Genomic DNA, 26969 nt, shown 5'->3' on the forward strand with positions numbered 1-26969 from the left:
GGCCATGATCAGTAGTTTCCTGGTGGAGGACGTATGCTTCGGAGACGTCACGCGCTCATCGTTCTGGCCGCTCTCGCGGCGCTCGGAGGTCCCGTCGCGTCCGCGCTGGAGGCGCAGGCCGGCCGACGCTTCGGGCGCAACAAGGTCGTGTACCGGTCGTTCGATTTCGAGGTGCTCAAGACCCAGCACTTCGACATCTACTACTACGACCAGACCGCCGCGGCCGCGCCGCTGATCGGGCGACAGGCCGAGCGCTGGTACGCGCGGCTGTCGCGGGTACTCAATCACGAGTTCCGCGAGCGGCAGCCGGTCATCCTCTACGCCGATCACTCCGACTTCGAGCAGACCAACACGTCCGGCCAGTTCATCGACGAGGGGACCCAGGGCTTCACCGAGATCCTGAAGCGAAGGCTCGTGATGCCGATGATGGTGTCGCTCCACGAGACGGATCATCTGCTCGGCCACGAACTGGTGCACGCCTTCCAGTTCGACATGACGGGGCAGGGGACAGGGGGCCCCGGCCTCGATATCCCCGGGGCGATCCGGCTCCCGCTGTGGTTCATCGAGGGGATGGCCGAGTACCTCTCGATCGGACCCATCGACCCCTTCACGACGATGTGGATGCGGGACGGGCTGGACCTGGAGGACGGATTCCCCACGATCCAGGACCTCCGCAACCCGCAGTTCTTCCCCTACCGCTACGGGCACGCCTTCTGGTCCTACATCGGCGGCGCGTTCGGGGACGACAAGATCGGCCGGATCCTGAACCTCGCGGCGCGCACCAACGAACTCGCGGCGATCGAGGCCGTCCTCGAGGTCCCGATCAGCGAACTCTCGGACCGCTGGAGGAACGAACTCGAGACCTACTTCGCGGACGCCCGGCAGGAGACGCACCCGCCCGACGAATACGGCCGCCGTGTGATCTACGAGCCGCCGGAGGAGGGGAAGCTCAACCTGGGTCCCGCGCTCAGTCCCGATGGCGACGAGCTCGTCTACGTCTCGCAGAGCGACCTCTTCTCGATCGAAATGTTCCTCGCCGACGCGCACACCGGAGAGATCAAGCGGCGCCTGACGAACAACGCGGTCGACCCCCACTTCGAGAGTCTGCAGTTCATCCATTCGGCCGGCGACTGGCACCCGGACGGCCGACAATTCGCCATCGCCGGCATCAAGACCGGTGAACCCCTGCTCACGATCATGGATGTCGCGACCGCGGACATCGTCCGGGAGATCCGGATCGAGGGCTTCCAGGTGGGTGCGATCTACACGCCGAGCTGGTCGCCGAACGGGTCCCGGCTGGCGTTCAGTGGCCAGTCCGGCGGCTTCACCGACCTGTACGTGCTCGACATCGAAACCGAGCGACTGACCCGGCTCACGGCGGATGAGTTCGCGGACCTCCAGCCCGCATGGTCGCCCGACGGACGCTCGCTCGCCTTCACGACGGACCGCTACACGACGGATCTCGACCTGCTCGTGGCGGGTCCCTATCAGGTCGCGCTGCTCGACCTCGAGACGGGGGAAATCCAGGCCCTCCCGGGGTTCGACGACCAGTTCCGCAACTACAACCCGCAATGGTCCGCGGACGGACAGGACCTTTACTTCGTCTCGGACCACGACGGGATCGCCAATCTCTACCGGCTCGATATCGAGACGCGCGAGCGCTACCTGGTCACCGACCTGTGGACCGGGGTGAGCGGGCTGACGGCGATCAGTCCGGCCATCTCCGTGGCGCGGGGCACCGGCGACCTGGCGTTCAGCGTGAACAAGGGTGGACCGTTCAGCTACGAGGTCTACGTCATCGACGACCCGGACATGCTGGCGGGCGAGCCGGCGCCCGACATGCTCGTCGGCGTCGACGCGTCCATTATCCCTCCCCGCGAGCGCGTATCGACGGCCCACGTCGAGTTGCTCGACAACGCGCGGCTGGGTCTGGCCGACCCGATCACGTTCGAGGACGACGAGTACCGCTCCCAGCTCTCGCTCGACTTCGTCTCCCAGCCCACGATCGCGTTCGGGGCGAGCGACTTCGGCGTCTTCTTCGCCGGCGGCGCGAGCCTCTTCTTCTCGGACCTGCTCGGGAACCAGACGCTGCAGACCCTCCTGCAGGTCAACACGACGTTCGGGAATCTCGTCCAGGGTACGGCGCTCCTCGCCGGCTACGAGAACCGTTCGAGCCGCTGGAACTGGGCTCTAGTCGGCGGTCAAGTGCCATTCGTCACGCGGCAATTCCAGCTCAGCCAGGTGGAGTTCGAGAACCGAAGGGTCAATATCTTCCGGGACTTCCGCTGGTTCGAGGTCAACCGCGAGGTGACCGGCATCGCGGCCTATCCGTTCAACCGGAACTCGCGGATCGAATTCTCGGCTTCGGCGCGGCAGGTCGACTTCTCGGGGGAGACCGAGGAGCTCTGGTTCGATTACCACACAGGCGAGTTCCTGAACGACGTCAGGGAGGATCTGGTCGACTGTCCGCCCGGACAGTTCGTGAGGGAGGGTGGGGGGGGCTGCGCGCCGGAGTCGCTCTACACGGCCAGCGGCAGCGTCGCCCTCGTGTATGACAGTTCCATATTCGGCGGCACGAGCCCGGTCGTGGGGCAACGCTACCGGCTGGAAGTCGAGCCGGCTGTGGGGACGCTCAACTTCCTCACAATCAGCGGCGATTTTCGCCGCTACGTCCGCGCCGGGCCGTTCACGCTGGCCGGACGGGCGCTGCACTTCGGACGCTGGGGCGACGGTTCGGACGACTGGCGTCTGGGCCGGCTCTATCTCGGCGTGCCCTCACTCATTCGGGGCTACAGCGACCGGTCCATTGACCACCTCGAGTGCACGGGCGCCGCCGGCCAGGTCGGGTTCTTCAGCTGCCCGGTCATCGAGCAGCTCATCGGAAGCCGAGTGGCGGTGGGGAACCTCGAGCTTCGGCTCCCGCTGCTGGGCGGGATCGGCGTCGTACGGGCCCCGGGCGTGCCGCCCGTCGAGGTCGGCGTCTTCTACGACGTCGGCAAGGCCTGGATGGGCGAGACATCCCTCAACTGTCCGGGCGGCGGGTGCTCGTTCGGCGAGCGGGAATGGGTGTCGAGCGCCGGTCTGATGACGCGCGTGAACCTCTTCGGTCTCATGATCGCGGAGATCGACTTCGTCAAGCCGTTCGACCGCCCCGACAAGGGCTGGCTCTGGCAGTTCAGCCTGACGCCCGGATTCTGACGCGGCTGCGACCGGAGCGGTTGCGGGACTTCCGCGCACGCGGCGATCGATGAACCTGCTCCGGAGCTGGGCCGTCAACGCGGCGGCGCTCTACGTGACGGCGCGGCTCCTGGACGGGGTGCGGGTGGAGGGCGTCGAGGCGCTGATCGGCGGCGCGCTCGCGATCGGCCTCATCAATGCCCTCGTGCGGCCGATCCTGCGCTTCGTGACCTTCCCGATCACGGTGCTGACGCTGGGGCTCTTCTACTTCGTCCTCAACGGCCTGATGTTCCACCTCGCCGCGTCGCTGATCCCGGGGTTCGCACTCGAGGGGTTCGTGGCCGCGATCCTGGGCGCGCTCGTGATGTCCGTGGTCGCGACGGTGCTGCACGTCTTCCTGAAGCCGCGAAAGAAGCAACGCGACCGCTAGCTCGGCGCTCTGCCGCGGGCTGCCTATGCATAGTAGGGGTTGCTGCCGGAGGCGTGGTCGGTCACGTCCTGGACGTCGACGATCTCCGGCGCGGCGTCCCGGATCATCTGCTTGATCCCCTGCGTGAGGGTGACGGACGCCATGCCGCACCCCTGACAGCCGCCGCCCATGGTCACGTAGACGACGTTGTCCCGGATGTCGACGAGTTGCACGGTCCCGCCATGGGACGCGACCCCGGGGTTGATCTGTTCGTCGATGACGCGGCGCACGCGGTTGACCAGGGGTCCGTCCAGCGGGCCCGAGCCGAGCGGCTGGATGTTGGGATTCCTGAAGTGAAACCCGGACCCCTGCATCGATTCCACCCAGTCGATGCGGGTGCCGGCGAGCAGGGCGACGCTCCTCGAATCCACGACGACCTCGAAGCCGGAGGCATCGAACGACTCGTCCCCCTCCTCCCGCTCCAGGGGTTCGATGAGGGCCATCTCGTATTCCGGGGCGATCGGACTCGCGTTCTGCACGCTGACCCGCACGGCGAGGCCCTCGGCGGGATCCTCGGATATGAACGTCCTGATCCGCTCGCAGGCGGCCTCGCTGAATGTCAGAAGTTCCTGGTCGGCCACTTCACCTTCTCCTCTGCGTCTATGCCGGCGCCGGTCCCGCCGCGGCCACGGCCGCGCGGAGATCACTCGCCGTATAAAGTACGATCGTGCGCAGTCCCGCGCGCTCGAGCGCGGCTCGGCCGCCCTCCTCGCGATCCACGAGTCCCAGGATGCCGAGCACATCGCCGTTCGCCTGGTTTACGGCTTCCAACGCCTTGAACGCCGACCCGCCGGTCGTGATGACGTCCTCGACGATGACGACGCGCGCTCCGGGCTCGAAGCAGCCCTCGATCAGCTGTCCCTTGCCGTGGCGCTTGGCCCGCTTGCGGACGGAGAACGCGTGTATCGGGTCGCCCTCGCCCCAGCTGGCGGCGGCGATCGCGTAGGCCAGCGGGTCCGCGCCCATGGTGAGGCCGCCGACGGCGTCGGGCCGCAGTCCCGCCTCCCGAATCGCCGCGAACCCCACGCTCCCGAGCAGCACCTGTCCGTGCGCGTGCATGGTCGAAGTCCGGCAGTCGATGTAGTAGTCGCTTCGGGCGCCCGAGGCGAGCTTGAAGTCTCCGAGCCGGAACGATCGTTCGGCCAGGAGGTTGAGCAGCGTTTCTCGCGAGGAATTCAGCGGTCTCTCCTCTCGTGGTGACCAGAACTCAGCTGACCTGGCGGATCGCCTGGCCGGACTCGGCGTCACACCGCTCGCAGAGTCCGTAGAGCTTGAGTTGGCGTCTCAGGATGTGGAAACCGAGCGTCCGGGCGACCTCCGCCTGGAGCCGGTTCAGTTCGTCCCGCTGGAAGGGCGCCACGACTCCGCACGCGGTGCAGATGAGATGGTCGTTCTGGGTCTGCCCGACCTTCGTCTCGTAGCGCTTGAACCCTTCGTCGAAATCGTGCTCGGTCGCCAGGCCGACCCGCACGAGAAGGCTCAGCGTCCGATACACGGTCGCTTTCCCGACCCGCTCACCCGCGTCTCGGAGACGCGCCGTGACCTCGTCGGCCGAGAGCCGCTGAGCGGACTCGAACAGGGCACGGGCGATCGCCTCGCGCTGCTGCGTCACGGGCAGGTGCTGCTCCTGGAGCGCGGCCCGGAAGAGTCCAAGCATGACGGCGGCGCAGCCGAGAGGCGGCCGTGGTGTGATGAGGTCGGTCATCGCTTCGGGGGTCGAGGTCGAGAAGGGGACGGGCGGATCTGTTCTCACTTCGTTGAGAAGATAGATCGCCGCGTCATGCCTGCAACCAGTGGGCTTCGAATTCGTCCACGACCTGCCTCAGCACGCGGTCGACGGGGGAGGCGGGACGCGGAGTCAGGAAGCGGTCCGAGAACCGGTTCATCGCGACGCGAAGGGACGAGAACGTCCTCGCGGCGTCCCGGTAGCAGCCATCGAGTTGCTGCCGGCGCGCAAAGGGGTCGTCGGCGGCGAGCTGGAACCCTGTCTGCCCCATCGCTTCGTAGTAACCGAGATCGGGTCCTCCCTTTCGCTGCACACGGTGACCGATCCAGTCGGGGAACAACCCCGAGAGCCAGAGCGCGAAATTGCCGAGGTGCGCCCGCAGCAGGAAGCCGTGGCGGCCATCGGAGTCGGCGATCGCCTCGACGAGGTCGACGAGATAGTGGTACTCTCGGTCGTCGTGTTCCGCGATCCGGTGCACGCGGGCCTCGCTGGCGAAGTGCAGGAAGATCGAGGTCACGTAGTCGGCGAGGAGTCGGGACTCGACGCCCCCGTCGAGCAGGCTGCGGCGGAGCGCCACGTACGAGAAGAGAGCCAGCGGAAGCCGGGAGACACCCGGTTCGCGGACGAGCGAGCGCGCCGCCTTCGGATGATCGAGCAGCGCGTCGATCCCCCGTTCCGCCACCAGCGCCTCGAGGTGGCCCGGGTCCTCGCCTTCGCGAGCGAGGAGTTGGACAAGCCGCGCAGCGTCATCGCGCCCGAAGGAAGTTCTCACATCAGGGAGAATCATCTCGCCCCCCCCTCTCACCTGGCCCCGCCGTCCGCTCGCCCTCCCCGCCAAGTTCCATACCCCAACCCCGTACGCTAGTTTTCCTCACGAACGACGAAGCCGCAACGACTCGATCGGATTGCCGACCATGAGAGAACCGGGATTCTGGCTGGCCGGACCCCTGCTGGCGGGGCTTCTGGCGTGCAGTGCGGGGGATACGGGGACGCGCGCCCCGGGGGTCGACCAGAGCCGGGACGCGACCGTCGAGACCGCCGGCGCTGCCGATCCGACCGCCGCCCCGACCGCCGAACTGATCCCGATCCGGGTGGGAGGGATAGAGATCCGGGTGGAACTCGCCGACGAACCCGCCGAGCGGCAGACGGGACTGATGTTCCGCGAGTCGCTGGCGGAGAATCAGGGGATGCTGTTCGCGTATCCCGAGGAGCGGACCCTCGGCTTCTGGATGAAGAACACGCTCATCCCGCTCGACATCGCGTACATCGACCGTGAAGGTCGGATCGTCGACATCAAGCAGATGGAACCGCAGTCCTCGGAGACTCACAATTCGGCGGCGCCCGCCATGTACGCGCTCGAGATGAACCAGGGATGGTTCGAGGCGAACGGCATCCGCGTCGGCGACGTGATCGAGTTCTGACTGCCTCCCCCTCCCGGACCATACCCGAGAATCGACCACAATCGACCACACCGAGAACCATTACATGGATCACCGCATAGAGAAGGACTCGATGGGGGAGATGGCGATCCCCGCGGATCGGCTCTACGGAGCCCAGACCGAACGGGCGCGCCAGAACTTCCCGATCAGCGACCTGCGCTTCGGGCGCCGCTTCATCGAGGCGCTGGGCGCGATCAAGCTCGCCGCCTCACGCGTGAACCGGGAACTGGGTCTCCTCGACCCGGACCTCGGAGACGCGATCGAGCGTGCGGCCCGCGAGGCGATGGTCGGGGAACTCGACGCCCACTTCGTGCTGGACATCTTCCAGACCGGCTCCGGCACGTCGACGAACATGAACGCGAACGAGGTCATCGCGAACCGGGCCATCCAGCTCCTGGGCGGGACGGTGGGGTCGCGGAGCCCCGTCCACCCCAACGACCACGTGAACCTGGGACAGTCGTCGAACGACGTGATTCCGACGGCCATCCATGTCGCGGCGCTGGTCGCCATCGAGCGGGAACTCCTTCCGGCGCTCGAGGTGCTGAGGGCCGCGCTCGCCGCCAGGGCGGAACAGTTCGATCACATCGCCAAGGCGGGCCGCACGCACCTGCAGGACGCGACGCCCGTCCGGCTGGGACAGGAATTCGGGGGGTACGCGAGCCAGGTGGCGCACGGAATCCGGCGGGTGGCGGCCGTGCGTCCGGCGCTGGCGGAACTCGCCATCGGCGGCACGGCGGTCGGCACCGGCATCAATACCCCGGCAGACTTCGGCGCCCGCATGACGGCGGCGCTGAGCGGACTCCTCGAGACCGGGTTCGTCGAGGCCGGGAACCACTTCGAGGCGCAGGGCGCACGCGACGCGGTCGTAGAAGCGAGCGGAGCGCTGCGCACGGTCGCCGTGAGCCTGACGAAGATCGCGAACGACCTGCGCTGGCTGTCGTCCGGCCCTCGCACGGGCCTCGGCGAGATCAACCTGCCGGCCGTGCAGCCCGGATCGTCGATCATGCCGGGGAAGGTCAACCCCGTCATGGCGGAATCCGTCCTTCAGGTCTGCGCGCAGGTCATCGGGAACGACGCCGCGATCGTCGTGGGCGGACAGTCGGGGAACCTCGAACTCAACGTCATGATCCCCGTCATGGCCCACAATCTGCTCCAGAGCATCCGGATTCTCTCGACCGTCAGCGTGGAGTTCGCGGAGCGCTGCGTGCGGGGGATCACGGCGAACGAGGCGCGCTGCCTCCGGAACGCGGAATCGACCGCGGCGCTCGCCACCGCGCTCGCGCCGGTCATCGGCTACGACAAGGCGGCGGAACTGGCCAAGCGCACCCTGGCGGAAGACCGGACGCTGAAGGAACTCGTGCTGGAAGAGGGTCTGGTCGACCCGGCGGAACTCGACCGCATCCTCGACTTCCGGGCGATGACCGAGCCCGGCCCCGCCTGACCCCACGCCCGCGAAACGGGACTCGGGTCAGGGAACCGGGAGCAGATCTTCCGGCAGAAGACGGTTCACGGTGAGTTCCGAGAGCCGGAATACCTCCGCCCCGTCCGCCAGGTGCGCGAGCCAGTCCCCCCGATCTTCGTCCGGCAGCAGGCGGAGCGAGAGCGCGAGACGCCGGTCGGTCACGTCCTCGGAGCCGGCCGAGAATACCTCGAGCGAGGTGTCCGAGAGGGAGAAGTCCGCCGTCGCCTCTTCTGCTTCCGTGGGGAAACCCGAGGCGGACACGGAGGGCAGGACGCCGAGCAGCCTCTGCACTACGGCGGAATCCGCCGGCAGGTCGCCCGCCCGCCAGCCGTCGTCGCTCCGTTGCAGGATCGCCTCGCGCCCCTCCCGGCGGATGAGAATCTCGCGCACCCCGGCCGTGTCGACCGAGGCGATGCGCCGCGGCCGCCAGCCGTCGCGCTCCCGGCTCAGGTAGCCGCCGGCCGGCCCATCGAGCCGATACACGACGGGGTCGCCCGGCAGACGCGCGAAGTAGCCCCCGGACCGCGGATCCCGGTCGCCGAGGTGGAAGCGCAGCGCTTCACCCGCCTCGGTGCGAACCTCGATGCGGCGGCCGCTCTCACCGACGCCGAGCGCCTCGTGGTTCGACGGGTTCCGGGCCACGATCTCGGCCGAGGAGAGATCGACCACGACGTCCAGCAGGTCGAGGATCTTCCGTTCGTCCGCCACGTACCCGTCCACCCTCCAGCCGCCGGCCGACCGCTCGAGACGAATCGCGCCCGCGCCGTCCGCCAGCACGATGTCGACGCCCTCGATGGAGTCCGTGACCGCGAACGAGAAGCCGTCGCCCACCTCCAGGGAACCGCCCGCGCCGCTGTCCCTGAACAGCCGGGGCAGGTAGAGGAGGACGGCCACCCCGAGCACGAGCGCGATGATCTTGAGTTGTCTCGCGTTCATGTGAGCGCTCCACCCTCCGGGAAGCTCCGGTGCTGCAGGCCCCGCCGCCGCGCGAGGCGCAGTCCCCCGATCAACACGAACAGCAGCGGAACTCCGGCCAGATTTCCGTACCGCGTGAGGTCGCGCAGCCATTCACTCGGGAAGAGCAGTTGCGGCGGCGCGCGATCCTTGGACCGAATCGAAATCAGCGCCTCGTCCTGCGCCAGCCAGTCGATCGAGTTCTGGAAGAAGACCATGCCGGCCAGACCCCCCGTCGATCCCCGGAGCGTCGCGTCTTCGATGAGCGACGGCGAGCTGGCGATGACGAGCCGCCCACCTTCCGGCTGGGTATAGGCGACCGCCAGCGTCTCGACCGTCATCTCCTCCGGCGAGATCAGCATCTCCCAGTCCTGGTTCGGGTCGATCGAGAGTGGGGTCCCGAGCCGCCCCCCGAAGTCCGACGTGACCAGCAGCGGCGTGACCCGCGTGCTGTCCTCGACCTCGATCTGGAGCGGACTCCCGTAGCGGATCGGGACGTTCGCCACGCCGTCCACGATCACATGCCCGGAGGCCGGCTGGGCGAGCGTCCAGAACGGGTACGGCATGATCATCGCCATCCCGAGGTTCGAGGGTACCTGGACCTGCTCGTTCAGGCGCCAGTCATAGGCCATCGAGGGGACGATGCCGAGTCCCCGCACCTGGAGGAGCGAGTCGAGCACCGGGTCGAACATGGGGCCCGCGAAACGCGACTGCATGTCGGCCATCACGCCCGACTTGAGGAGGAACAGACTCCCGCCCCCGTCGACGAAGCGGCTGAGGATCTCGCCTTCCGCGGGCTCGAGCGGCATCCGCCCTCCGGCGATCACGAGCACGTCGAGCGAGTCCGGCACGGCCGTGGTCGCAGAGTCGATGCTGAACTCCGACACGTCGTATTCCAGGCTCAGGCGCCCGTTGGCGAACTGAAGTCCCGAACGCAGGCCCAACTCCCCATGCCCCGTGAGAATCGCGACGTTCGGTCGCTCCGGCGTCGTGAGGGAGCGGATCATCGAGGCCAGTCGGTACTCGAGGTCGGTCGTCCCGCGGATGATCGGAATGATCTCGCTCTCGCCGGCGTACTGGACCGCCAAACCGAAATAGCGTTCCTGGACGGAGACGGCGTCGTCATCGAGAATCCGGTACCGCACCGGGTTCACGCCGAGCAGGCCCGCCTCCTGCTCCGCGTCCGGGTCGTCGTCGGGATCGACGCGAATGAGGTTCACATTCGCCCCGCCCGTCGCGTCGAGATCGGCGAGGAGGTCATCGACATCGCGGCTCACCGGCGTGAGTTCCGGTGGAAGATCGGTCGAGCGGAACAGCTTGAGCGTGACGAGATCGTCGAGCCCGCGCAGGAGATCGGCGGTGGGACGCGACAGCGTGTAGACCTTCCCGGGCGTGAGGTCGAGGCGACCCCGCAGCTGCGCGCCCGCCAGGGCGGTGAAGATGGCGATCCCGACCAGCCCGAGCGCGCCCAGGCGCAGCCGCCCGTAGGCCGGTCGCTCGCGGCTCAGGCGTTCGCTCATGATCGAGAAGTAGGTCAACGACAGGAACGCCGTCGTGAGCGCCGCGAAGTAGAGGACGTCGCGCAGGTCGATCACGCCGCGCGCCACGCTGGAGAAGTGCCCGAGGATGCCGAGGCGCGCGGCCATCGTCGCCACCGGCGCGGGGATCGAGAGCGTGACGGTCGGAAGCCCGATCAGATAGAGGCCGAAGCTGATCGTGACCCCGATGATGAACGCCGTGACCTGGTTCCGCGTCATCGCCGACGACCAGAGTCCGACCGAGATCAGCGCGGCGATGAGGAACACGGACCCCAGGTACTGCGAGAAGACCACGCCCCACTGCAGGTCCGCGCCGAAAGTGAGGCCGAGCGGAATGCCGAAGGTCCCCGCCATGGCCACGAGCAGGAAGAGGAGGACGCCCAGGAACTTGCCGAGCAGGAACTCCACCACCGCGATCGGTTGCGAGAGCACGAGTTCGAGGGTGCCCGCGTTCCGTTCCTCGGCCAGCGTCCTCATGCAGACGGCCGGGATGAAGAAGAGCAGGAGCCACGGAAGCAGCGACAGCATGGGTCGCAGCGAAGCTTCCCGAAGGAGGTACGCCTCCTGGAAATAGAAGTAGAAGTTGATCCCGAGGAAGATGACGAGAAGGATGTACGCGGTCGCCTGGTCGAAGTAGCTCGCGAATTCCCGTCTCGCGACCGTCGCGATGCGCCCGATCATCCCTCCACCTCCTCTCCGCTCGAGGCCGGTTCGTCAGGCTGCGCCCCGGCTTCGGCCCCGGCTTCGGCCCCGGCTTCGGCCCCGGCGTCGGTCGCGTCGCTCGGGCCGTCGTGGGTTCGGGTGACGGTGAGTCGCCGGAACAGGTCCTCGAGGCTCGCCTGCGCGAGGTGGAGTTCCCACAGCGGCCAGTCACGGGCGGCGGCGAGTCGCGAGATGTCCGCGCGCGGGTCCTGGGCGGGTGCACTCTCGACGGCGAAGCGGGCGCGTCCGACCTCTTTCTCGAGCGTCTCGGCGCGGGCGACGGAGGGGAGGTCGGCCAGCGCATCCCGCGCGTCGCCGGCCGGCGCCTCGAGTTCGACGATGATGCGCGCGCCGCCGTGTCCCGCGACCAGTTCATCCACCGAACCGTCGGCCACGATGCGCCCGCGGTTGATGATGACGACGCGCGAACACGTCTTCCGGACCTCCTGCATGACGTGCGTGCTCAGGAGTACCGTGCGGTCGGTGCCGACGTCCCGGATGAGGCTTCGGATCTCGACTCGCTGGTTGGGATCGAGGCCTTCGGTCGGCTCGTCGAGGATGAGGATCTCGGGCTCGGAGAAGATCGCCTGCGCGAGGCCCACCCGCTGCCGGTATCCCTTCGAGAGCTGGTTGATGGGCCGGTAGTAGACGGCCTCGATCCCGGTCTCGGCCACGACATCGTCCGTTCGAGTCCGGATCTCCCCGGGGCTCATCCCGCGCAGCCGCCCCATGAAGCTGATGTATTCGCCCGCCAGCATGTCGCGGTACAGCGGGTTTGTCTCCGGGAGATAGCCGATCCGGCGCCGCAGTTCGACGGAGTGATTCTCGATCGACAGCCCGTCGATCGTGATCGTCCCGCCGTCGGGCTCGAGGTACTGGGTGAGCAGCCGCATGGTCGTCGTCTTGCCGGCCCCGTTCGGGCCGAGGAAGCCGACGACCTCTCCGCGGTCGATCGAGAAGGTCGCCGAATCGACGGCGACGGTCTCACCGAACCTCTTCACAACATCGGTAAGTGATACGAGTGACATCGGACCTGCTTCGGATCTGCGGTTGGAGTGCGCGAACCGCCCGTGATCGCGGGGCGGGCCCGCCAAGGGACAGTTTCCCCGCCTTTGAACGTTGCCCGCGGCGCTCCGGGGCCCGGGGCGGCGCGCCGCAAAGGTAGATCGGACGCGGTGCGAGTCAAGAACCGCCCGTCAGCTTCGCCGTCCTCACGCTCCGAAAAAAAACACGCCGGAAAAGGAACGGAGACAGGCGAGGCGCCCGACCGTAGCTTCACCCCCATGAAACTCTTCCTCGATGCGGGTCGACGCGTGGTCGGGCTCCTGCTGGTGGTTCTCGTCGCCATCCCGGTCTTCGTCGTTCTGGATCCGGCCGCTGCTCCCGGCTCGCTCGACGACCTGATGCGACGGTCGGGCTTCGAGCACTGGTTCTACAGCTGGGGCGTGACGACCGGCGCATGGACGCTGCTCGGCATCGGTGCCGCGGCGCTCGCCGGGGCGCTCGGGCGGGGGCGGGTGTCGGCGGTGCTCACCCGGGGCGGCGGGCTCATCGAGCGGCCGCCGGGGTGGGCCGCGGCGGCGTTCATCGGGCTCCTGGGGGCCGGGCTCACGGCTGCGGTGGTGCTCGTCGCGCTCGACGGGCACACGATCCTCAACGACGCGAGGGTCCAGCTCCTCCAGGCGCGCTACTTCGCTGCGGGACACCTCTCCGGCCCGGTGCTCGCGACGCCGGAGTTCTGGTCGATGCAGTTCATGGTACACACGCCGGCGGGGTGGGTGTCGCAGTACCCGCCCGCGCACGCGCTGTGGCTCGCGGGTGGATTCCGGCTCGGGGGCGCGTGGCTCGCGATGACGGGCGCGATGGGGATGCTGGGCGTCTTCTCGGTTCTCTCTTTCGAGCGCCTGCTGCCGGACCGCATCGCGGCGGCCCGGATCGGCGCGCTTCTGGCCGTGACCAGCCCCATGCTGCTCGCGCTCGCCGGCAGCTACATGAACCATGTGACCGTGGCGGCATTCGCCGCGCTCGCCCTCTGGCTCGCCCTCCGCGCCGAGACGGGTCGGGCCGTGTGGGCGCTCGCGGCGGGCGGCGCGATGGGCTTCATGGTCACGGCGCGCCCCGTGTCCGGGCTGCTCATCGGCGCCGCCGTCACGGCCGGCGTGTGGCTCACCGCGCCGCGGCTGGAGCCGGGCCTGCACCGGCCGTGGCTCCTGCGCCGGCTCGGCTGGTGGGTCCTGGGCGGCCTACCGTTCGCGGCCGGGCTCGCGTGGTTCAACGCCCGTTTCTTCGGCGGCCCGCTCACCCTGGGCTATACGGCCGCGGCGGGCCCGAGCCACAGCCTCGGCTTCCACATGGACCCGTGGGGCCGCATGTACGGGTTCACGCAGGCGCTGGGCTACACGTCGACCGAACTGCTGTCGATCGGGCGCGAGGTCTTCGGGACCGTGCTCCCGGTCGCCGCGCTCGTCGGGCTCTTCCTGCTCTTCGCCCGCCGCCTGCGGCGCGGCGAGCGCATCCTCGCCGCGTGGGCTCTTCTGCCCATCCTGGCGAGCGCGCTCTACTGGCATCACGACCTCGTGTTCGGGCCCCGCATGCTCGGCGAGGCCGTCCCGGCCTGGTGTGCGCTCCTCGTGCTCGCGGCCATCGGCCTCACGCGTCTCGGCCGCCGGGCGTGGCTCTCCGACGCGATCGCCGTCGTCGTCCTCGTCTCGCTCGGCTACGGTCTGGCGGTGGGCGGGCGTGCGCGCATCGAACGATTGGGCGCCCGGGTCATCCCGGTCCCCGAGGTCACCGAGCCCGGGCCGGCTCTCGTGTTCGTGCACGAACCATGGCAGGATCGGCTCGGCGCACGGCTCGCGGCACGGGGCATGCGGCTCGACAGCGTCCGGGCCCTCCTCACCCGGTACAACCCGTGCCAGCTCGAGGCCGCCTTCGTCGGCGCCGAGGGGATGGAAGCGGTCGCGGACCGGTGTCGGCTGGAGAACGACTCCGACCGGCTCGGCTGGCTCGGCCTCACCGGATACCTGTGGCACGGGGACCTGCCCGGCCTGGGCGGCTCGGGCGTGCTCTGGGCGCGAGATCTGGGACCGGAGGCGAACGCCCGGCTGATCGTGGACCACCCCTCCCGCCCCCCGCTTTTCGTGCTGCCGGAAGGCCTCGGCGAGGGCGAGGTCGTCCCCTACGAGACGGGGCTCAACGCCCTCTGGGGCGGCATCCCGCCGTAGCCCCCTGCGGGCCCGCTCCGGGTCAGTCCTCGGAGAAGGCGGCGTCGAAGGCCGTCGCGGAGGGCGGGAAGGTCAGCGCCCGGAGCCGCGCGCAGGCCTCCCGGGCGCCGTGCTCGCGCTCCATGCCGCTGTCCTCCCACTCGATCGAGAGCGGGCCCTCGTAGCCGACGCGGTCCAGCGCGCGCAGGATCTCCTCGAAGTCCACCCGGCCCCGCCCGATCGAGCGGAAATCCCACCCGCGGTCCACGTGCCCGAAGTCGAGATGGCCGCCGAACACGCCCGACCGGCGGGGCGTCTCCGACCACCACACGTCCTTCATGTGGGCGTGATGGATGCGGTCGCCGAACTCGAGGATGAAGTCGACGTAGTCGACGCCCTGGTAGGCGAGGTGGCTGGGGTCGTAGTTGAAGCCGAACGTGGCCCGGCCATCGAGCGCCTCGATCGCGCGCGCGGCGCTGCTCGCGTCGAACGCGATCTCGGTGGGGTGCACCTCGAGCCCGAACTTCATGCCCGCCGCGTCGAAGGCGTCCAGGATCGGGTTCCAGCGGTCCGCGAAGTCGGTGAACCCGGCCTCCACGAAACCCGGCGGGTGCGGCGGGAAGGCGTACGCCGCCGCCCAGATCGAGCTGCCCGTGAAGCCGTTTACGACCGGCACGCCGAGCGCCGCAGCCGCCGCGGCCGTCCGCTGCATTTCCGCCGCCGCCCGCTGCCGCACCCCCTCCGGGTCGCCGTCGCCCCACACGCGGCCCGGCAGGATCAGCTCGTGCCGCGCGTCGATCGGGTCGCACACCGCCTGCCCGACGAGGTGGTTCGCGATCGCGTACACCTCGAGCCCGTGCGCGGCGAGCAGGTCGCGTTGTCCGGCCGCGTAACCCTCCTCCTCCGTCGCCCGCACGACGTCGAAGTGGTCCCCCCAGCAGGCGAGTTCGAGGCCGTCGTAGCCCCACGCCGCCGCCTTCCCGGCGAGCGTCGCGAGCGGCAGGTCGGCCCACTGGCCGGTGAACAGCGTAATCGGCCGGCGGCTCATGACGTCGCCTCCCCGGGTCCCGGCGGTTCGTAGCGCGCGTCCAACCACGCCCCGCGCCGCCCGCTCTCGACGGCCCGCTCGAGGAAGTGGACCCCGCGCGCCCCGTCCCGCACCGTGGGGAAGTCGAGGTCGATTTCGTCCGGCCTCCGCCCCTCGTTCAGGGCCCCGATCGTGCGGATCACGTTCCGGTACAGGTTGGCGAACCCCTCGATGAACCCCTCCGGGTGCCCGGGCGGGACCCGGGAAGCCCTCACGGCCGCGGGGGAGATCCAGCCGTGTCCGCGCCGCCGCGCGTGGGCCCGGCCGTCCGGCGTCCGCAGCCACAGCGTCTCCGCGTCGTCGTGCCGCCAGGCGATGGAGCCCTCGCTTCCGAACACGCGCAGCGCGAGCCCGTTCTCCTCTCCCGCCGCCACCTGCGACACCGTGAGCGTCCCCTGCACGCCGCCGCCCCAGCGCATGAGCAGGCTCGCGTCGTCCTCGAGGCGCCGCCCCGGCACGAACGTCGTCAGCTCACCGCACAGCGCCTCGACTTCCAGCCCGGTCACGTAGCGGGCCAGGTGATGCGCGTGCGTCCCGATGTCCCCCAGCGCGCCCGCCACGCCCGCCCGCGCGGGGTCGGTCCGCCACACCGCCTGCGGGTGTCCGCTCTCCTCGAGCGCCGTCGCCAGCCACCCCTGGAAGTACTCCAGCTGGATGCGCCGGATCTGCCCCAGCCGCCCCTCGCGAACCAGCGCGCGCGCGTCCTTGATCATCGGGTAGCCGCTGTAATTGTGCGTGAGCCCGAACACGCGGTCCCCCGCGCCCACGAGCCGGCACAGCGCCTCGGCGTCCGCGACCGTCGTCGTCAGCGGCTTGTCGCACACGACGTGGAAACCCGCCTCGAGGAAGGCGCGCGCCACATCGAAGTGAAGGTGGTTCGGCGTCACGACGATCACGAAATCCAGCCGCTGCTCCGGCGCCCGCGCCGCCTCCGAGGCCGCCATTTCCGCGTAGCTCCCGTACACCCGCGCGGGATCCAGCCCCACCTCGGCCCCCTTCGCCGCGGACCGCTCGGGGTCCGACGAGAAGGCGCCGGCCGCGATCCGGGCCAGCCCGTCGAGTTCCGCCGCCATCCGGTGCACGTCCCCGATGAAGGCGCCCGGTCCGCCCCCGATCATCCCGTACGTCAGGCGGCGGGTCATCCGTCGTCCGGCCCCCGCCCGATCTTCACGGCCCGGTAGCCGCCCGCCCGCCGGTCGCGGGCGTAGAGAAATCCGAAGATGAGGATGAGAGCGCCCGTATACGGGAGGATGTACCGGAACGAGACCCTGCCGCCGTAGTTGTCCGCCGGTCCGAGCAGCGCGTTGGCTCGCTCCACGAGCGCCTCATCCCCGCCGGAGTTGATGATCGCCCGAAGCGCGTTCGCGGTCACCGACTCCGGAAGGGCGCCGTCCCCGCCGCCGGCGAGCGCCTCTCCCACCTCGGCGCCAGCCGCGGCGAGATCCGGCGCCACGCTCTCGTCGGCCCCGGCGAACGCGGCCGACGCGTCCGTCAGCAGCGCCCGCGTCTCTACCACCGGAAGCCGTTCGTGACCCACCCGGTCGGCGATGCTCCCCATCCACGGTGTGGTCCACAGCCCGACCACCGCCATCCCCGTCGCACCCATCAGCCCCAGCCCGAGGGCACCTGAGCGCGGGACGCGCTCGGAAACGAAGCCGAGCATGGTCGGCCAGAAGTAGCACACCCCCACCGCGAACACCGTGGCGGAGGCGAAGGCCATCACCGTCGTCTCCGCGTAGCTCAGCCACAGGAGCCCCACCATGGAGACCGCCGCGCTCGCCGCGAGCACGCCCGGCGGCGAGAGCCGTTCGATCGCGAACCCGGCCCGGTAGCGCAGGACGGCCATCAGACCGTTGATCCACGCCAGTACGAGGATGCCCGGGATACCGCCCGCCTCGAGGACCGGCGGCACCCAGCGGTTCGGTCCGAGTTCCGTCGAGGCGGTGACGGCCATGCAGAGGAGCAGCAGGAGCATGAGCGGGGTCGTGAACGTCGCCCGGAACATCCCGCCCATGCTCACCCCCGCCCGCACCCCCTCCGTGGGCGGGAATTCCTCCCGCAGCATCAGGTGGCCGTAGACGAGGGTGGGCATGAGGATGAGCCCGACCTTGAGCTGCCACGCGTCGAGCCCCACCTGGTCCAGCCCGTAGGCGAGCACGGAGCCGATGACGATGCCGCCCGGGAACCAGACGTGGAACCGGTTCAGCTTGACGGTCTTCTCGTCGGGATAGAGCGCGGCCACGAGCGGATTGCAGGCCGCCTCGACGAGTCCGTTCCCCAGCGCCAGCGTCAGCGCGCCGAAGAAGAGCTGCGGGAAGCCGCCCGCGGACATCAGGAGGACCGCGCCCAGCAGGTGGCACGCGAACGCGAGCCGCAGCAGGAACCGCATGCCAAGGATGTCGCAGAAAGGCGCGAACAGGAGCTGCGATACGGCAAAGCCCCAGATCGCCGCCCCGCCGATGAGGCCCACCTCGTAGTTCGTGAGGGTGAACTCGCTCTTCAGCGTGAGCATGGTCGCGCCGATGACCGCGAAGGCGACGGAGGTCGCGATCAGCGACACGCAACTGCCCAGGAAGAGCCGCGCCGGGCGCACGGCGGACGATGTGGTGTTCACGGAGCACTCCTCGGATCGGGTCGGCGGGCAACGCTAGCCCCGCTTCGTTCGCCTCCGCAACGCCGCGCGGGCCCCGCCGTTCGCCCAACCCCCGGACCTACCGGGCGGTGAACGGCGCGCTCTATGTTCAGGCGATATCGCCGCCGCACCACACCCAGGAGGATCCCGTGAGACGCCTTTCCAGTTTCGGCCCGCCCACCGCCGCCCTCGTCGCCGCGCTCGCCCTCGCCGCCGCGGCCCCCGACGCCGTCGCGCAGTCGCGGCCCTACGCGCCCGAATCCGTCACCGCGAGCGAATACGCGCGCGCGGAGCAGTTCGTCTTCTGGAACGCCGAGAAGCTCACCTCCGGCGCGACCGTCGCCCCGCGCTGGGTCGACGTGAACCGCTTCTGGTACCGGAACCAGGTGTTCGGCGGCCACGAGTTCATCATGATCGACGCCGCGGCCCGCACCCGCGCGCCCGCCTTCGACCACGACCGCCTCGCCGCCGCGCTCTCCGAGGCCTCCGACGAGAACCACGAGGCGACGGACCTCCCCTTCGACGAGTTCGATTTCAACGGCTCCGGCGGGATCCGCTTCTGGACCGACACCTACGAGCGCTGGGACTGCGACCTCGGCGCCTACCGCTGCACCGGCCCCGATTCGATCGCGGAAGCGACGCACGAGATCGAGGCCCCCGGCGGCGGGCTCGCCGTCTTCTCCCGCGACGAGAACCTGTGGGTCCGCGACACGGACTCCGACGAGGAGCGCCAACTCTCGACGGATGGCGAAGCGCACTGGGGGTACGGCGTCGCGCCGGAGGGCTGCTGCCAGGAGATCACGAACCGCCGCAGCGGTGTCAAACCGCCGCCCGTGGCGGAGTGGTCCCCCGACGGCCGCCGCATCGCGACCCACCGCTACAACGAGCAGGACGTCGAGTCGCTGCATCTGCTCGAGGCGGCCACCGGGCGCCCGATCCTCCACAGCTACCGCTACGCGCTCCCCGGCGACTCCATCGTCCCCACGTGGGAACTGTACATGTTCGACGCCGAGACCGGCGCTTCGGTGAGGGCCGACTACGAGCCGGTGGTCGGCTACTTCGGCGGCGCGGACACGACCTGGCACGCGGCGCAGTGGACGCCGGAGGGCGACCGCGTCTACTTCTCGCACCACTCCCGTGACTTCGGGAACCAGACGCTCGTCGAGGTCGACGCCAGGACGGGCGACTCGCGAAAGGTGATCGTCGAGAGCGGCGACACCTGGGTGGAGCTGAACCAGCTCCGCACCCCCTACAACTGGCGCGTGCTCGACAACGGGAGCGAGTTCATCTGGTTCTCCGAGCGCGAGGGCTGGGGCCACCTCTATCTGCACGACCTCGCCACTGGCGAAATGAAGAACCGGATCACCCAGGGCTCCTGGCTCGTGGCCCAGCTCCTCTCGGTCGACGAGGACGCGCGGCAGGTCTACTTCGCCGGCGTGGGCCGCGAACCCGGACGCGACCCCTACCAACATCACCTCTACCGGGCCTCGCTGGACGGTGGGGGCGTGACCCTGCTCTCGCCCGAGGACATGCACCACGACGTCTCCGTGTCACCGGACGGCCGCCACTTCGTGGACACCTACTCCACCCGCGCCTCGGCCCCCGTCACCGTCCTCCGGGACCGGACGGGACGCGCCGTGATGACGGTCGAGGAGGCCGACATCGCCCCGCTCCTCGAGGCCGGGTGGGAGCCCCCCGTGCGCTTCTCCGCCAAGGCGCGCGACGGGGTGACGGACGTGTACGGCTTCCTGTGGCTGCCGCGGGAGATGGAGGAGGGGACGGTCTATCCCGTCATCGACTACATCTACCCGGGGCCGCAGATCGGGCCCATCCGGACGCCGGGCTTCACCACGGGGCCGCGCGGACAGGGCCACGCGTTCGCGCAACTCGGGTTCATCACCTTCGCGGTGGACGCCATGGGCACCCCCTACCGCTCGAAGGCGTTCCACGAGAGCTACTACCGGAACATGCGGGACAACGGGATCCCCGATCACGTGTCGGCGCTCAAGGCGCTCGCCCTCCGCTATCCCATCGACATCGACCGGGTGGGGATCTTCGGCCACTCCGGAGGCGGCTTCTCCTCGACGGACGCGATCCTCAGCTATCCGGATTTCTTCAAGGTCGCGGTGTCCGGCGCGGGGAACCACGACCAGCGGGGCTACCACTTCCCGTGGGGGGAGAAATATCACGGGCTGCTCGAGCGGAACCCGGACGGGACGGACAGCTTCGATTCGCAGGCGAACCAGAACATCGCCGCGAATCTGAAGGGGAAGCTCCTGCTCCACTACGGGTCGCTCGATGACAACGTGCACCCGAACATGACGCTGCTCGTGGCCGACGCGCTCATCGAGGCGAACAAGACGTTCGACATGCTCGTGTTCCCCAACCGGAACCACGGCTACGCGCGCGAACCGTACCTGATCCGGCGCACCTGGGACTACTTCGTCCAGCACCTCATGGGCGCCGAGCCGCCGGTCGACTACCACATCGTCCAGCCCTAGCGCCCCCCGGACGGTGCCCGGCTCACGTTCCCGCGGGAACGCCTTCCCGGCCTCCCGCGGGCGCGGAGCCGCTTGTCAGGCCTCATCGGCAGGCGCACGTTTCCACTCGATACGAAGCTCTCCCCGATCCGGAGGACTCCCCATGCGCCGCGCCGCCCATCCATCGCTCCTGTCCTGCTTCTTCTGCGTGTTCGCGGTTTCACTGCTCGGCCTCGCGGGGTGCGCCTCCGGCGACGACGGAGCCGGGGAAGCTGCGGCGGACGCCGACGACGAGGGCCCGTCGCTGACCGAGCGCCTGATCGCGCGCGGAGAATCGCTCGAGCTTCCGACGGAGTGGGACCCTCCCCCGGGCGAACCGATCGTGCATCACACGGCGGGGTTCGCGAAGACGCTCTGCTCCGGGATGTTCATCACCGGACTCGACTGGCGGGACGCGGCCGCCAACGTGGGCGGATTCACGGCGCCGTTCCAGCATCGGGGCGCCGTCGTGGACACGGTGGTCGACATGGAGGCGAAGACGGTGAGCCTCACGCTCGGTTCGGGGATCACGCGCACCGCCAAGCTGTACGGCAGCCAGGGCTGCATCACGCACCCGCTGGGCGAGGACTCGATCTACTTCACGCCCTCCGTCGTCGAGCCGATGACCCCGGATCCCGCCACCACGCCGTGGCCCATGGGCGACGTGCTCCCGGACGAGCCGTATCCGCCCGAGATCGACATGGACAAGGTGCGGCAGGCGGTCGAGGTCGCGATGGACCAGGAGGGGAAGACGCTCGGCTTCGTCGTCACCTACAAGGGGCGGATCATCGGCGAGGACTACGGCCCCGGCGTCGACATGCACACCCCGTTCGAGAGTTGGTCGAAGGGGAAGTCGCTCACCGGCACGCTCATGGCCGTCCTCATCCAGCAGGGCGTCTATGAACTGTGGCAGCCCGCTCCCATCCCGGAATGGCAGGACGACGACCGAAAGAACATCCGCATCGGCGACATCATGCGGATGTCGAGCGGAATCCGGATCGTCGCGCCCCAGGACCCCGGATACACGGAAGAGATGGGCTATCCGGACCACCTCTATCTCTACACCGGCGAGAACGCCTTCGAGTGGGCGGCCACCCGCCCGCAGCAGTGGGAGCCGAACACCGTGGGGCGGTACCGGAACACGGACCCGGCGCTCACCAACTACCTGACGCGCCTCGGCGTGGAGGGGCGTGGCGACGACTATCACGCCTTCCCGCAGCGGAACCTGTTCGACAAGCTCGGGATCCGGAACTTCGTCATGGAGACGGACCCGAACGGGAATTTCCTCACGCAGGGCTACGAGTTCGGCTCGGCCCGCGACTGGGCGCGACTCGGCAACCTCTACCTGCAGGACGGCGTGTGGGAGGGCGAGCGCATCCTACCCGAGGGGTACGTGGACTACGCGATGGAAGTCGCCCCCGCCTGGATCACCGACGGGCGGCCGGTCTACGGCGGCGGCTTCGTGTGGAGGGATCTCGGGTTCCCGATCGAGGACGACTACGGCGCCTTCGGGGGGGCCGGCGGCCAGTACACGGTCTTCATCCCGGCGCGGGGGCTCGTCATCACGCGCCTCGGCAAGTACACGGGCGCAGGGCCCGGCGGCGAGAACTTGAGGGCCGCGATCGCCCTCCTGATGGAGGCCGTACCCCGCATCGGCGACTAGCCCGGATCGCCCGCCGGGCTTGGCCGGGCGGACGGCCGGCCCTTGGCGAGCCGGCGGGCGCGGGGGGATAGGTCAGGTGCGTCGAGTACTGTGGCGACGAGGTTGAAGTCATCGCGCGGCCCCCTCCAGGCGAGTTCATCCACGCTCGCTGACACCGGGGCTTCGCGGACGAGGGTGGCGAGGCGGCGGAAGAGGAGCGCGTCGTCGAGCCCCTTGCGCAGGGTGGCCGCCAGCCTCTCGGCACCACGGACAGGGACATCCCAATCTCTTCCATCCGGTGGGATGTCCTCGATGCGGCCGTAGCGGGCGAGCACCGCGGCGGCCGTCTTCGCGCCGAAGCCCCGGATGCCCGGGAAGCCATCGGCCGAGTCCCCGACGAGGGCCAGCCAGTCGGGGATCGCGGCCGGGCCCACGCCGAACTTCTCGACCACGCCGGCTTCGTCGCGCAGCAGGCGCTGCCGGCGGTCGAACTGCACGACGCGCTCTCCCTCCACGCACTGCGACAGGTCCTTGTCGGGCGTGCAGATGAACACTCGCTCGACGCGGGGGTCCGCGGCGGCCATCGCGGCGCCGGAGGCCAGGGCGTCGTCGGCTTCGTGCTCCATCATGGGCCACACGACGAAGCCCGCCGAGACGAGCGCCTCCTCGACGAGGGGGAACTGCGCGAAGAGCGCCGGATCGATCCCGGAGCCGTCCTTGTAACCCGGCCACAGTTCGTTGCGGAAGGACTCGATCACGCGGTCCGTGGCGATCGCGACGTGCGTGGCGCCGCCCTCCAGGAGCCCGAGCATCGAACTCACGACGCCCCGCGCCGCCCCGACCTCGTGGCCGCCGGCGTTCTTCGCCGAGGGCACGCCGAAGAAGTGCCGGAACAATTCGTAGGTGCCGTCGATCAGGTGGACATGCACGCGCACGCGATCCGCGGAGGGTGAGCGTCATCCGTTCCCGGTAGCGTCGGGGATCGGGTGTCGGTGTGCAACGGTTCCGCTCCGTGGGTAGTTTCATCGGCCTTCCGTGCGGTCCGACGGTCGGATCGCGGATCCTGGTGGACCCTCTGTTCAAGCTTCGAGGCCTCTGACGTGACCCAGGCGCAGCATCTCCCGGACTCCCGGCGCGAGACCGTCGTGCCGGAAATGACGCGCGAGGCGATCGCGCGCGCGGGGCGGATCGTGCTCAAGGTGGGGACCGGCGTCCTCACCCATCCCGACGGCAGCATCGCGCTCGCCCGGCTCTTCGGCGTCGTCGAGGCGGCCAGCCGCCTGCGCCGCGAAGGGCGGGAAGTGCTCATCGTGACCTCCGGCGCCGTGGGGCTGGGGCGCGTTGCCCTGCAGCTCCCCGAACCTCCCGAGACCGCCGAACTGAAGCAGACGTGCGCGGCGGTGGGGCAGAGCCGCCTCATGGAACTCTACCAGCAGGGGTTCGCCCGGCTCGGCATCACCTGCGCGCAGATCCTCATCACCTGGACGGACTTCGACGACCGGGTCCGCTACCTGAACCTGTACGAGACGCTGCAGAGCCTGTTCCGACTGGGTGTGGTCCCGGTCGTGAACGAGAACGACGCGATCTCGCTGAACGACCGCGTGTACCGGGGGACGGGCAAGCGCCCGATCTTCGACGACAACGACCGGCTGGGGGCGCTCGTCGCGAGCGAACTGGCCGCCGACCTCATCGTACTCCTGACCGACGTGCCGGGGGTCATGACCGCCGACCCGAGGCGTGACGCGGCCGCGAGACTGATCCCCCGCATCGACCGGCCCGAGGATCACGCGATCACCGTGGACGGACGGTCGGAGGCCGGGCGGGGCGGGATGGCGAGCAAGCTGGAGGCGGCATCGGTGGCGTCGCGCGGCGGGTGCCACACCGTCATCGCGTCCGGGCTGGCGCCCGGTGCGCTGGACCGGGTGCTGGCGGGCGAGGAGGAGGGGACCTGGATCCCGCCGCGCGCGGCGCTCTCGTCCCGAAGCCGCTGGATCGCGTACTGCTCGCATCCGCGCGGGACGCTCGTTCTGAGGCCGGAGGCCGCCGACCGTCTCCGCGACGGTGCGACGCTTCGTGCGGGGGGCGCGGCGAAGGCGGAGGGACTCTTCCGCCGCGGCGACGTGGTCGAAATACAGGCCCCGGACGGATCCCTGGTCGGCCGGGGCGTCGTGGCGGTGGACGCGGCGATGGCGCGGGAGTCCATCGCGCGCCGGAGCGCGCCGTTCGGGGGGCTGGAACTCGTGCACGGGGAGCACATCATCCTCAAGGATCGTTCCGATGGCTGAGAGTCTGCGCGCGCGGGCGGCCGCGGTGCGCGGTGCGCAGCGCGTCATCGGGAGCGCTTCCGCCGAACAGCGCACCGCCGCCCTGCGTGCGCTGAGAGACGTCCTCCTCCGCTCCCGGGGCGAGATCTCGCGGGCAAACGAGGAAGACCTCGCGCGCGCCGCGGAGGAAGGGCTTTCCGGGCCCCTCCTCCACCGCCTGGGGCTGTCCGACGCCAAGTTCGAGAGCCTGCTCGAGGGCGTCGACGCGCTGGCCGAGGGCGAGGATCCGATCGACAGGGTCCTGACGCGCACGGAACTGGACGAGGGTCTGGTCCTCGAGTCCGTGCGGAGTCCGCTCGGGGTGCTTCTCATCATCTTCGAGAGTCGTCCCGACGCGGTGATCCAGATCGGGTCGCTCGCCATCCGCTCGGGCAACGGGGTCATCATGAAGGGCGGGCGGGAGGCCGCGCGCTCGAACGTCGTCCTCGTGGACTGCCTGCGGCGGGCGCTGGACGAGGCGGGTCTGGATCCCAAGGCCGTCCTGGGCGTCCCGGACCGGCGGGACGTTGACGAACTGCTGGCCCTCGACGACATGATCGACCTCGTCATCCCGCGCGGTTCGGGGGCGCTCGTTCGATCGATCCAGGAACGGAGCCGGATCCCGGTGCTTGGGCACGCGGAGGGAGTCTGCCACCTCTATGTGGACGCGTCGGCCGACCCGGCCATGGCGGTCAGGCTCTCGGTGGACGGGAAGTGCGACTACCCGGCGGCCTGCAACGCGACCGAGACGCTGCTCGTGCACGAGGCCTTCCTCCCGAAGCTGGGCGCGATCGGGGAGGCGCTGCGGGAGCGCGGCGTCGAACTCCGTTGTGACGAACCGTCCCGCCGGCTCCTGCCGTGGGCGGAAGCCGCCTCCGAGGAGGACTGGGGGCGTGAGTTCGGCGACCTCACGCTGGCGGTGCGGACCGTGAGTAGCCTGGAGGAGGCCATAGACCATATCCACACCCATGGAAGCAGCCATACCGACGCGGTCGTGGCCGAGGACCGGGGGGTCGGGGAACGGTTCCTGAAGGCGGTGGACGCGGCGAGCGTGTTCCACAACGCGAGCACGCGTTTCGCGGATGGCTTCCGCTACGGGCTCGGAGCCGAGGTGGGGATCAGCACCGCGCGCATCCACGCGCGCGGCCCGGTGGGCGTTGAAGGTCTCCTGACGACCCGCTGGCTGCTACGCGGGGAAGGCCAGGGTGCCGCGGACTACGGTCCGGGCAAGCGCGCCTTCACGCACCGTTCTCTGGAGCTATAGCCGCCGGATTCGCAGGTTGCGGTACCAGACCGGGTCGCCGTGGTCCTGGAGACCGAGGTGACCCTCGTGGTGCCTGCCGTAGTCGGGCCACTGGACGAACTTGCTGCCGGCCACCAGCGCCTCCCATTCGTCTGAACCAATCTCGTACTCGACGACCTGGACGCCGTTGAGCCAGTGGACGACCTGGTTGCCGTGGCGGACGATCCGCACCTCGTTCCAGTCGCCGACTGGACGTGTGACGTCCTCCGGCGGGGCATGCAGACCATAGTTCGACCCCGCCGAAGTCAGAGGATTGCCGCCGTCGTAGTGCCCCGCGTTGTCGAGCACCTGCAACTCCGGACCCGATTGGAACGCGCTCTCCGTGCTCTCCGAGATGCCGAAGAAGATTCCGCTGTTGCCGCCTTCTTCGACCTTCCACTCGAGGCGGAGGTCGAAGTCCGTGTAGGTGTCGCGCGTGATGAGCGTCCCGCCTCCGACGCCGGGCGTGAAGGCGAGCGTGCCGTCGATTGCGGTCCAACCCCCCGGGACATCCTCCATCTGGAACCCGCGCCACGCGTCGAGCGATTCGCCGTCGAAGAGGAGTTCGAAACCCTCCGCGGCCTCCTCGGCCGTCAGCTGGTTCGAGGCCGCCTGCGTCTCCGCGGCCGGCTCAACTGCGGGCTCTCCCTCCGCCTGCGACCCGGCCTCCGCCTGCGCGCACGCCGAGATCGCGCAAGCGGCGATGGCCAGCATCGCCCCCGCGTAGAGGGAGCGGGATCCGCGGGAATCGCTGAGTCGTCTCAAGTCTGACCTCCGGGTTCCGAACGAGATCGAGTCGCCATCCTCACGGTAGACCGCGCGCGCAACGCCCAC

The 26969-nt window shown here is 69.5% G+C and carries 21 protein-coding genes; 9 read left to right on the forward strand and 12 right to left on the reverse strand.

Translation table 11 applies throughout. The features are described from left to right. Window positions 1-33: 33 nt before the first annotated feature. Entirely contained in the window at window positions 34-3198 is a 3165-nt protein-coding gene (locus tag ACOQPP_RS17545; RefSeq protein WP_419167485.1) for a hypothetical protein, read from the forward strand. Window positions 3199-3247: 49 nt separating this feature from the next. Further along, the gene (locus ACOQPP_RS17550) at window positions 3248-3607 is read left to right on the forward strand and encodes a phage holin family protein (RefSeq protein WP_419167484.1); all 360 of its coding nucleotides are present in this window, start codon (window positions 3248-3250) and stop codon (window positions 3605-3607) included. 23 nt (window positions 3608-3630) lie between these two features. On the opposite strand, the gene ACOQPP_RS17555 is transcribed toward ACOQPP_RS17550, so the two are convergent. The 4 genes from ACOQPP_RS17555 to ACOQPP_RS17570 are packed head-to-tail and all read right to left on the reverse strand — an operon-like array spanning window position 3631 to window position 6159. Next, complete coding sequence (locus ACOQPP_RS17555) at window positions 3631-4227, reverse strand: iron-sulfur cluster assembly accessory protein (protein ID WP_419167483.1); 597 nt, start codon at window positions 4225-4227, stop codon at window positions 3631-3633. A gap of 19 nt (window positions 4228-4246) precedes the next feature. Beyond that, window positions 4247-4894 carry an orotate phosphoribosyltransferase gene (pyrE, locus tag ACOQPP_RS17560; RefSeq protein WP_419167482.1) on the reverse strand — a complete coding sequence of 216 codons (648 nt, stop codon included), beginning with the start codon at window positions 4892-4894 and terminating at the stop codon, window positions 4247-4249. Then, the gene (locus ACOQPP_RS17565) at window positions 4854-5399 is read right to left on the reverse strand and encodes a Fur family transcriptional regulator (RefSeq protein ID WP_420637103.1); all 546 of its coding nucleotides are present in this window, start codon (window positions 5397-5399) and stop codon (window positions 4854-4856) included. Before ACOQPP_RS17565 ends, pyrE begins: the two co-directional genes overlap by 41 nt. Before the next feature lie 25 nt (window positions 5400-5424). Beyond that, window positions 5425-6159, reverse strand: a complete 735-nt coding sequence (locus tag ACOQPP_RS17570) for a hypothetical protein (RefSeq protein ID WP_420637104.1) — start codon at window positions 6157-6159, stop codon at window positions 5425-5427. Window positions 6160-6286: 127 nt separating this feature from the next. Here ACOQPP_RS17570 and ACOQPP_RS17575 point away from each other — a divergent pair, with 127 nt between their 5' ends. Further along, a complete protein-coding gene (locus ACOQPP_RS17575; RefSeq protein WP_419167479.1) occupies window positions 6287-6793 on the forward strand; it encodes a DUF192 domain-containing protein in 507 nt (168 codons plus the stop codon). Window positions 6794-6857: 64 nt separating this feature from the next. Beyond that, complete coding sequence (locus ACOQPP_RS17580) at window positions 6858-8252, forward strand: class II fumarate hydratase (RefSeq protein ID WP_419167478.1); 1395 nt, start codon at window positions 6858-6860, stop codon at window positions 8250-8252. 27 nt (window positions 8253-8279) lie between these two features. Here ACOQPP_RS17580 and ACOQPP_RS17585 read toward each other — a convergent pair whose 3' ends face one another. From ACOQPP_RS17585 to ACOQPP_RS17595, 3 genes are read right to left on the reverse strand one after another with little or no spacing between them, the layout of a single operon-like run. After that, window positions 8280-9209, reverse strand: coding sequence for a DUF4340 domain-containing protein (locus ACOQPP_RS17585; RefSeq protein ID WP_420637105.1), 930 nt, complete (start codon window positions 9207-9209; stop codon window positions 8280-8282). After that, window positions 9206-11446, reverse strand: a complete 2241-nt coding sequence (locus ACOQPP_RS17590) for a Gldg family protein (protein ID WP_419167476.1) — start codon at window positions 11444-11446, stop codon at window positions 9206-9208. Before ACOQPP_RS17590 ends, ACOQPP_RS17585 begins: the two co-directional genes overlap by 4 nt. Then, a complete protein-coding gene (locus tag ACOQPP_RS17595; RefSeq protein ID WP_420637106.1) occupies window positions 11443-12468 on the reverse strand; it encodes an ATP-binding cassette domain-containing protein in 1026 nt (341 codons plus the stop codon). The genes ACOQPP_RS17590 and ACOQPP_RS17595 overlap by 4 nt, the downstream gene beginning before the upstream one ends. 282 nt (window positions 12469-12750) lie before the next feature. Between ACOQPP_RS17595 and ACOQPP_RS17600 the strand changes: the two genes are divergently transcribed. Further along, window positions 12751-14691, forward strand: a complete 1941-nt coding sequence (locus ACOQPP_RS17600; RefSeq protein WP_419167474.1) for a hypothetical protein — start codon at window positions 12751-12753, stop codon at window positions 14689-14691. Window positions 14692-14713: 22 nt separating this feature from the next. On the opposite strand, the gene ACOQPP_RS17605 is transcribed toward ACOQPP_RS17600, so the two are convergent. Genes ACOQPP_RS17605 through ACOQPP_RS17615 form a run of 3 tightly spaced genes read right to left on the reverse strand, consistent with a single transcriptional unit; the run spans window position 14714 to window position 18371 of the window. Then, entirely contained in the window at window positions 14714-15718 is a 1005-nt protein-coding gene (locus tag ACOQPP_RS17605; protein WP_419167473.1) for a sugar phosphate isomerase/epimerase family protein, read from the reverse strand. Further along, window positions 15715-16899 carry a Gfo/Idh/MocA family protein gene (locus ACOQPP_RS17610; protein ID WP_419167472.1) on the reverse strand — a complete coding sequence of 395 codons (1185 nt, stop codon included), beginning with the start codon at window positions 16897-16899 and terminating at the stop codon, window positions 15715-15717. The genes ACOQPP_RS17605 and ACOQPP_RS17610 overlap by 4 nt, the downstream gene beginning before the upstream one ends. Continuing rightward, the gene (locus ACOQPP_RS17615; protein WP_419167471.1) at window positions 16896-18371 is read right to left on the reverse strand and encodes an MFS transporter; all 1476 of its coding nucleotides are present in this window, start codon (window positions 18369-18371) and stop codon (window positions 16896-16898) included. Before ACOQPP_RS17615 ends, ACOQPP_RS17610 begins: the two co-directional genes overlap by 4 nt. Window positions 18372-18538: 167 nt before the next feature. On the opposite strand from ACOQPP_RS17615, the gene ACOQPP_RS17620 reads away from it, so the two are divergent. Together ACOQPP_RS17620 and ACOQPP_RS17625 are read left to right on the forward strand one after the other, a co-directional pair. Further along, window positions 18539-20890 carry a DPP IV N-terminal domain-containing protein gene (locus tag ACOQPP_RS17620; RefSeq protein ID WP_419167470.1) on the forward strand — a complete coding sequence of 784 codons (2352 nt, stop codon included), beginning with the start codon at window positions 18539-18541 and terminating at the stop codon, window positions 20888-20890. Window positions 20891-21032: 142 nt separating this feature from the next. Continuing rightward, the gene (locus tag ACOQPP_RS17625) at window positions 21033-22571 is read left to right on the forward strand and encodes a serine hydrolase domain-containing protein (RefSeq protein ID WP_419167469.1); all 1539 of its coding nucleotides are present in this window, start codon (window positions 21033-21035) and stop codon (window positions 22569-22571) included. On the opposite strand, the gene ACOQPP_RS17630 is transcribed toward ACOQPP_RS17625, so the two are convergent. After that, complete coding sequence (locus ACOQPP_RS17630) at window positions 22568-23485, reverse strand: 5'-3' exonuclease (protein WP_420637107.1); 918 nt, start codon at window positions 23483-23485, stop codon at window positions 22568-22570. The genes ACOQPP_RS17625 and ACOQPP_RS17630 overlap by 4 nt on opposite strands. A 165-nt stretch (window positions 23486-23650) precedes the next feature. Here ACOQPP_RS17630 and proB point away from each other — a divergent pair, with 165 nt between their 5' ends. Together proB and ACOQPP_RS17640 are read left to right on the forward strand one after the other, a co-directional pair. After that, window positions 23651-24835, forward strand: a complete 1185-nt coding sequence (gene proB / locus ACOQPP_RS17635; protein WP_419167467.1) for a glutamate 5-kinase — start codon at window positions 23651-23653, stop codon at window positions 24833-24835. Continuing rightward, window positions 24828-26117, forward strand: coding sequence for a glutamate-5-semialdehyde dehydrogenase (locus ACOQPP_RS17640; protein ID WP_419167466.1), 1290 nt, complete (start codon window positions 24828-24830; stop codon window positions 26115-26117). The genes proB and ACOQPP_RS17640 overlap by 8 nt, the downstream gene beginning before the upstream one ends. On the opposite strand, the gene ACOQPP_RS17645 is transcribed toward ACOQPP_RS17640, so the two are convergent. Then, entirely contained in the window at window positions 26112-26900 is a 789-nt protein-coding gene (locus tag ACOQPP_RS17645; protein ID WP_419167465.1) for a 3-keto-disaccharide hydrolase, read from the reverse strand. The genes ACOQPP_RS17640 and ACOQPP_RS17645 overlap by 6 nt on opposite strands. Window positions 26901-26969 lie beyond the last annotated feature (69 nt).

Origin of the sequence: Candidatus Palauibacter sp. (assembly GCF_965222475.1) — a bacterium.
In the GTDB taxonomy this organism is placed as follows: domain Bacteria; phylum Gemmatimonadota; class Gemmatimonadetes; order Palauibacterales; family Palauibacteraceae; genus Palauibacter.

Excerpts from the sequence above, each read along its gene's own strand:
- ACOQPP_RS17625 (WP_419167469.1), top strand. The coding sequence starts at position 21,033 with ATGCGCCGCGCCGCCCATCCATCGCTCCTGTCCTGCTTCTTCTGCGTG.
- ACOQPP_RS17600 (WP_419167474.1), top strand. The coding sequence starts at position 12,751 with ATGAAACTCTTCCTCGATGCGGGTCGACGCGTGGTCGGGCTCCTGCTG.
- ACOQPP_RS17610 (WP_419167472.1), bottom strand. The coding sequence starts at position 16,899 with ATGACCCGCCGCCTGACGTACGGGATGATCGGGGGCGGACCGGGCGCC.
- ACOQPP_RS17545 (WP_419167485.1), top strand. The coding sequence starts at position 34 with ATGCTTCGGAGACGTCACGCGCTCATCGTTCTGGCCGCTCTCGCGGCG.
- ACOQPP_RS17640 (WP_419167466.1), top strand. The coding sequence starts at position 24,828 with ATGGCTGAGAGTCTGCGCGCGCGGGCGGCCGCGGTGCGCGGTGCGCAG.
- ACOQPP_RS17590 (WP_419167476.1), bottom strand. The coding sequence starts at position 11,446 with ATGATCGGGCGCATCGCGACGGTCGCGAGACGGGAATTCGCGAGCTAC.
- ACOQPP_RS17585 (WP_420637105.1), bottom strand. The coding sequence starts at position 9,209 with ATGAACGCGAGACAACTCAAGATCATCGCGCTCGTGCTCGGGGTGGCC.
- ACOQPP_RS17550 (WP_419167484.1), top strand. The coding sequence starts at position 3,248 with ATGAACCTGCTCCGGAGCTGGGCCGTCAACGCGGCGGCGCTCTACGTG.
- ACOQPP_RS17570 (WP_420637104.1), bottom strand. The coding sequence starts at position 6,159 with ATGATTCTCCCTGATGTGAGAACTTCCTTCGGGCGCGATGACGCTGCG.
- ACOQPP_RS17580 (WP_419167478.1), top strand. The coding sequence starts at position 6,858 with ATGGATCACCGCATAGAGAAGGACTCGATGGGGGAGATGGCGATCCCC.
- ACOQPP_RS17605 (WP_419167473.1), bottom strand. The coding sequence starts at position 15,718 with ATGAGCCGCCGGCCGATTACGCTGTTCACCGGCCAGTGGGCCGACCTG.
- ACOQPP_RS17575 (WP_419167479.1), top strand. The coding sequence starts at position 6,287 with ATGAGAGAACCGGGATTCTGGCTGGCCGGACCCCTGCTGGCGGGGCTT.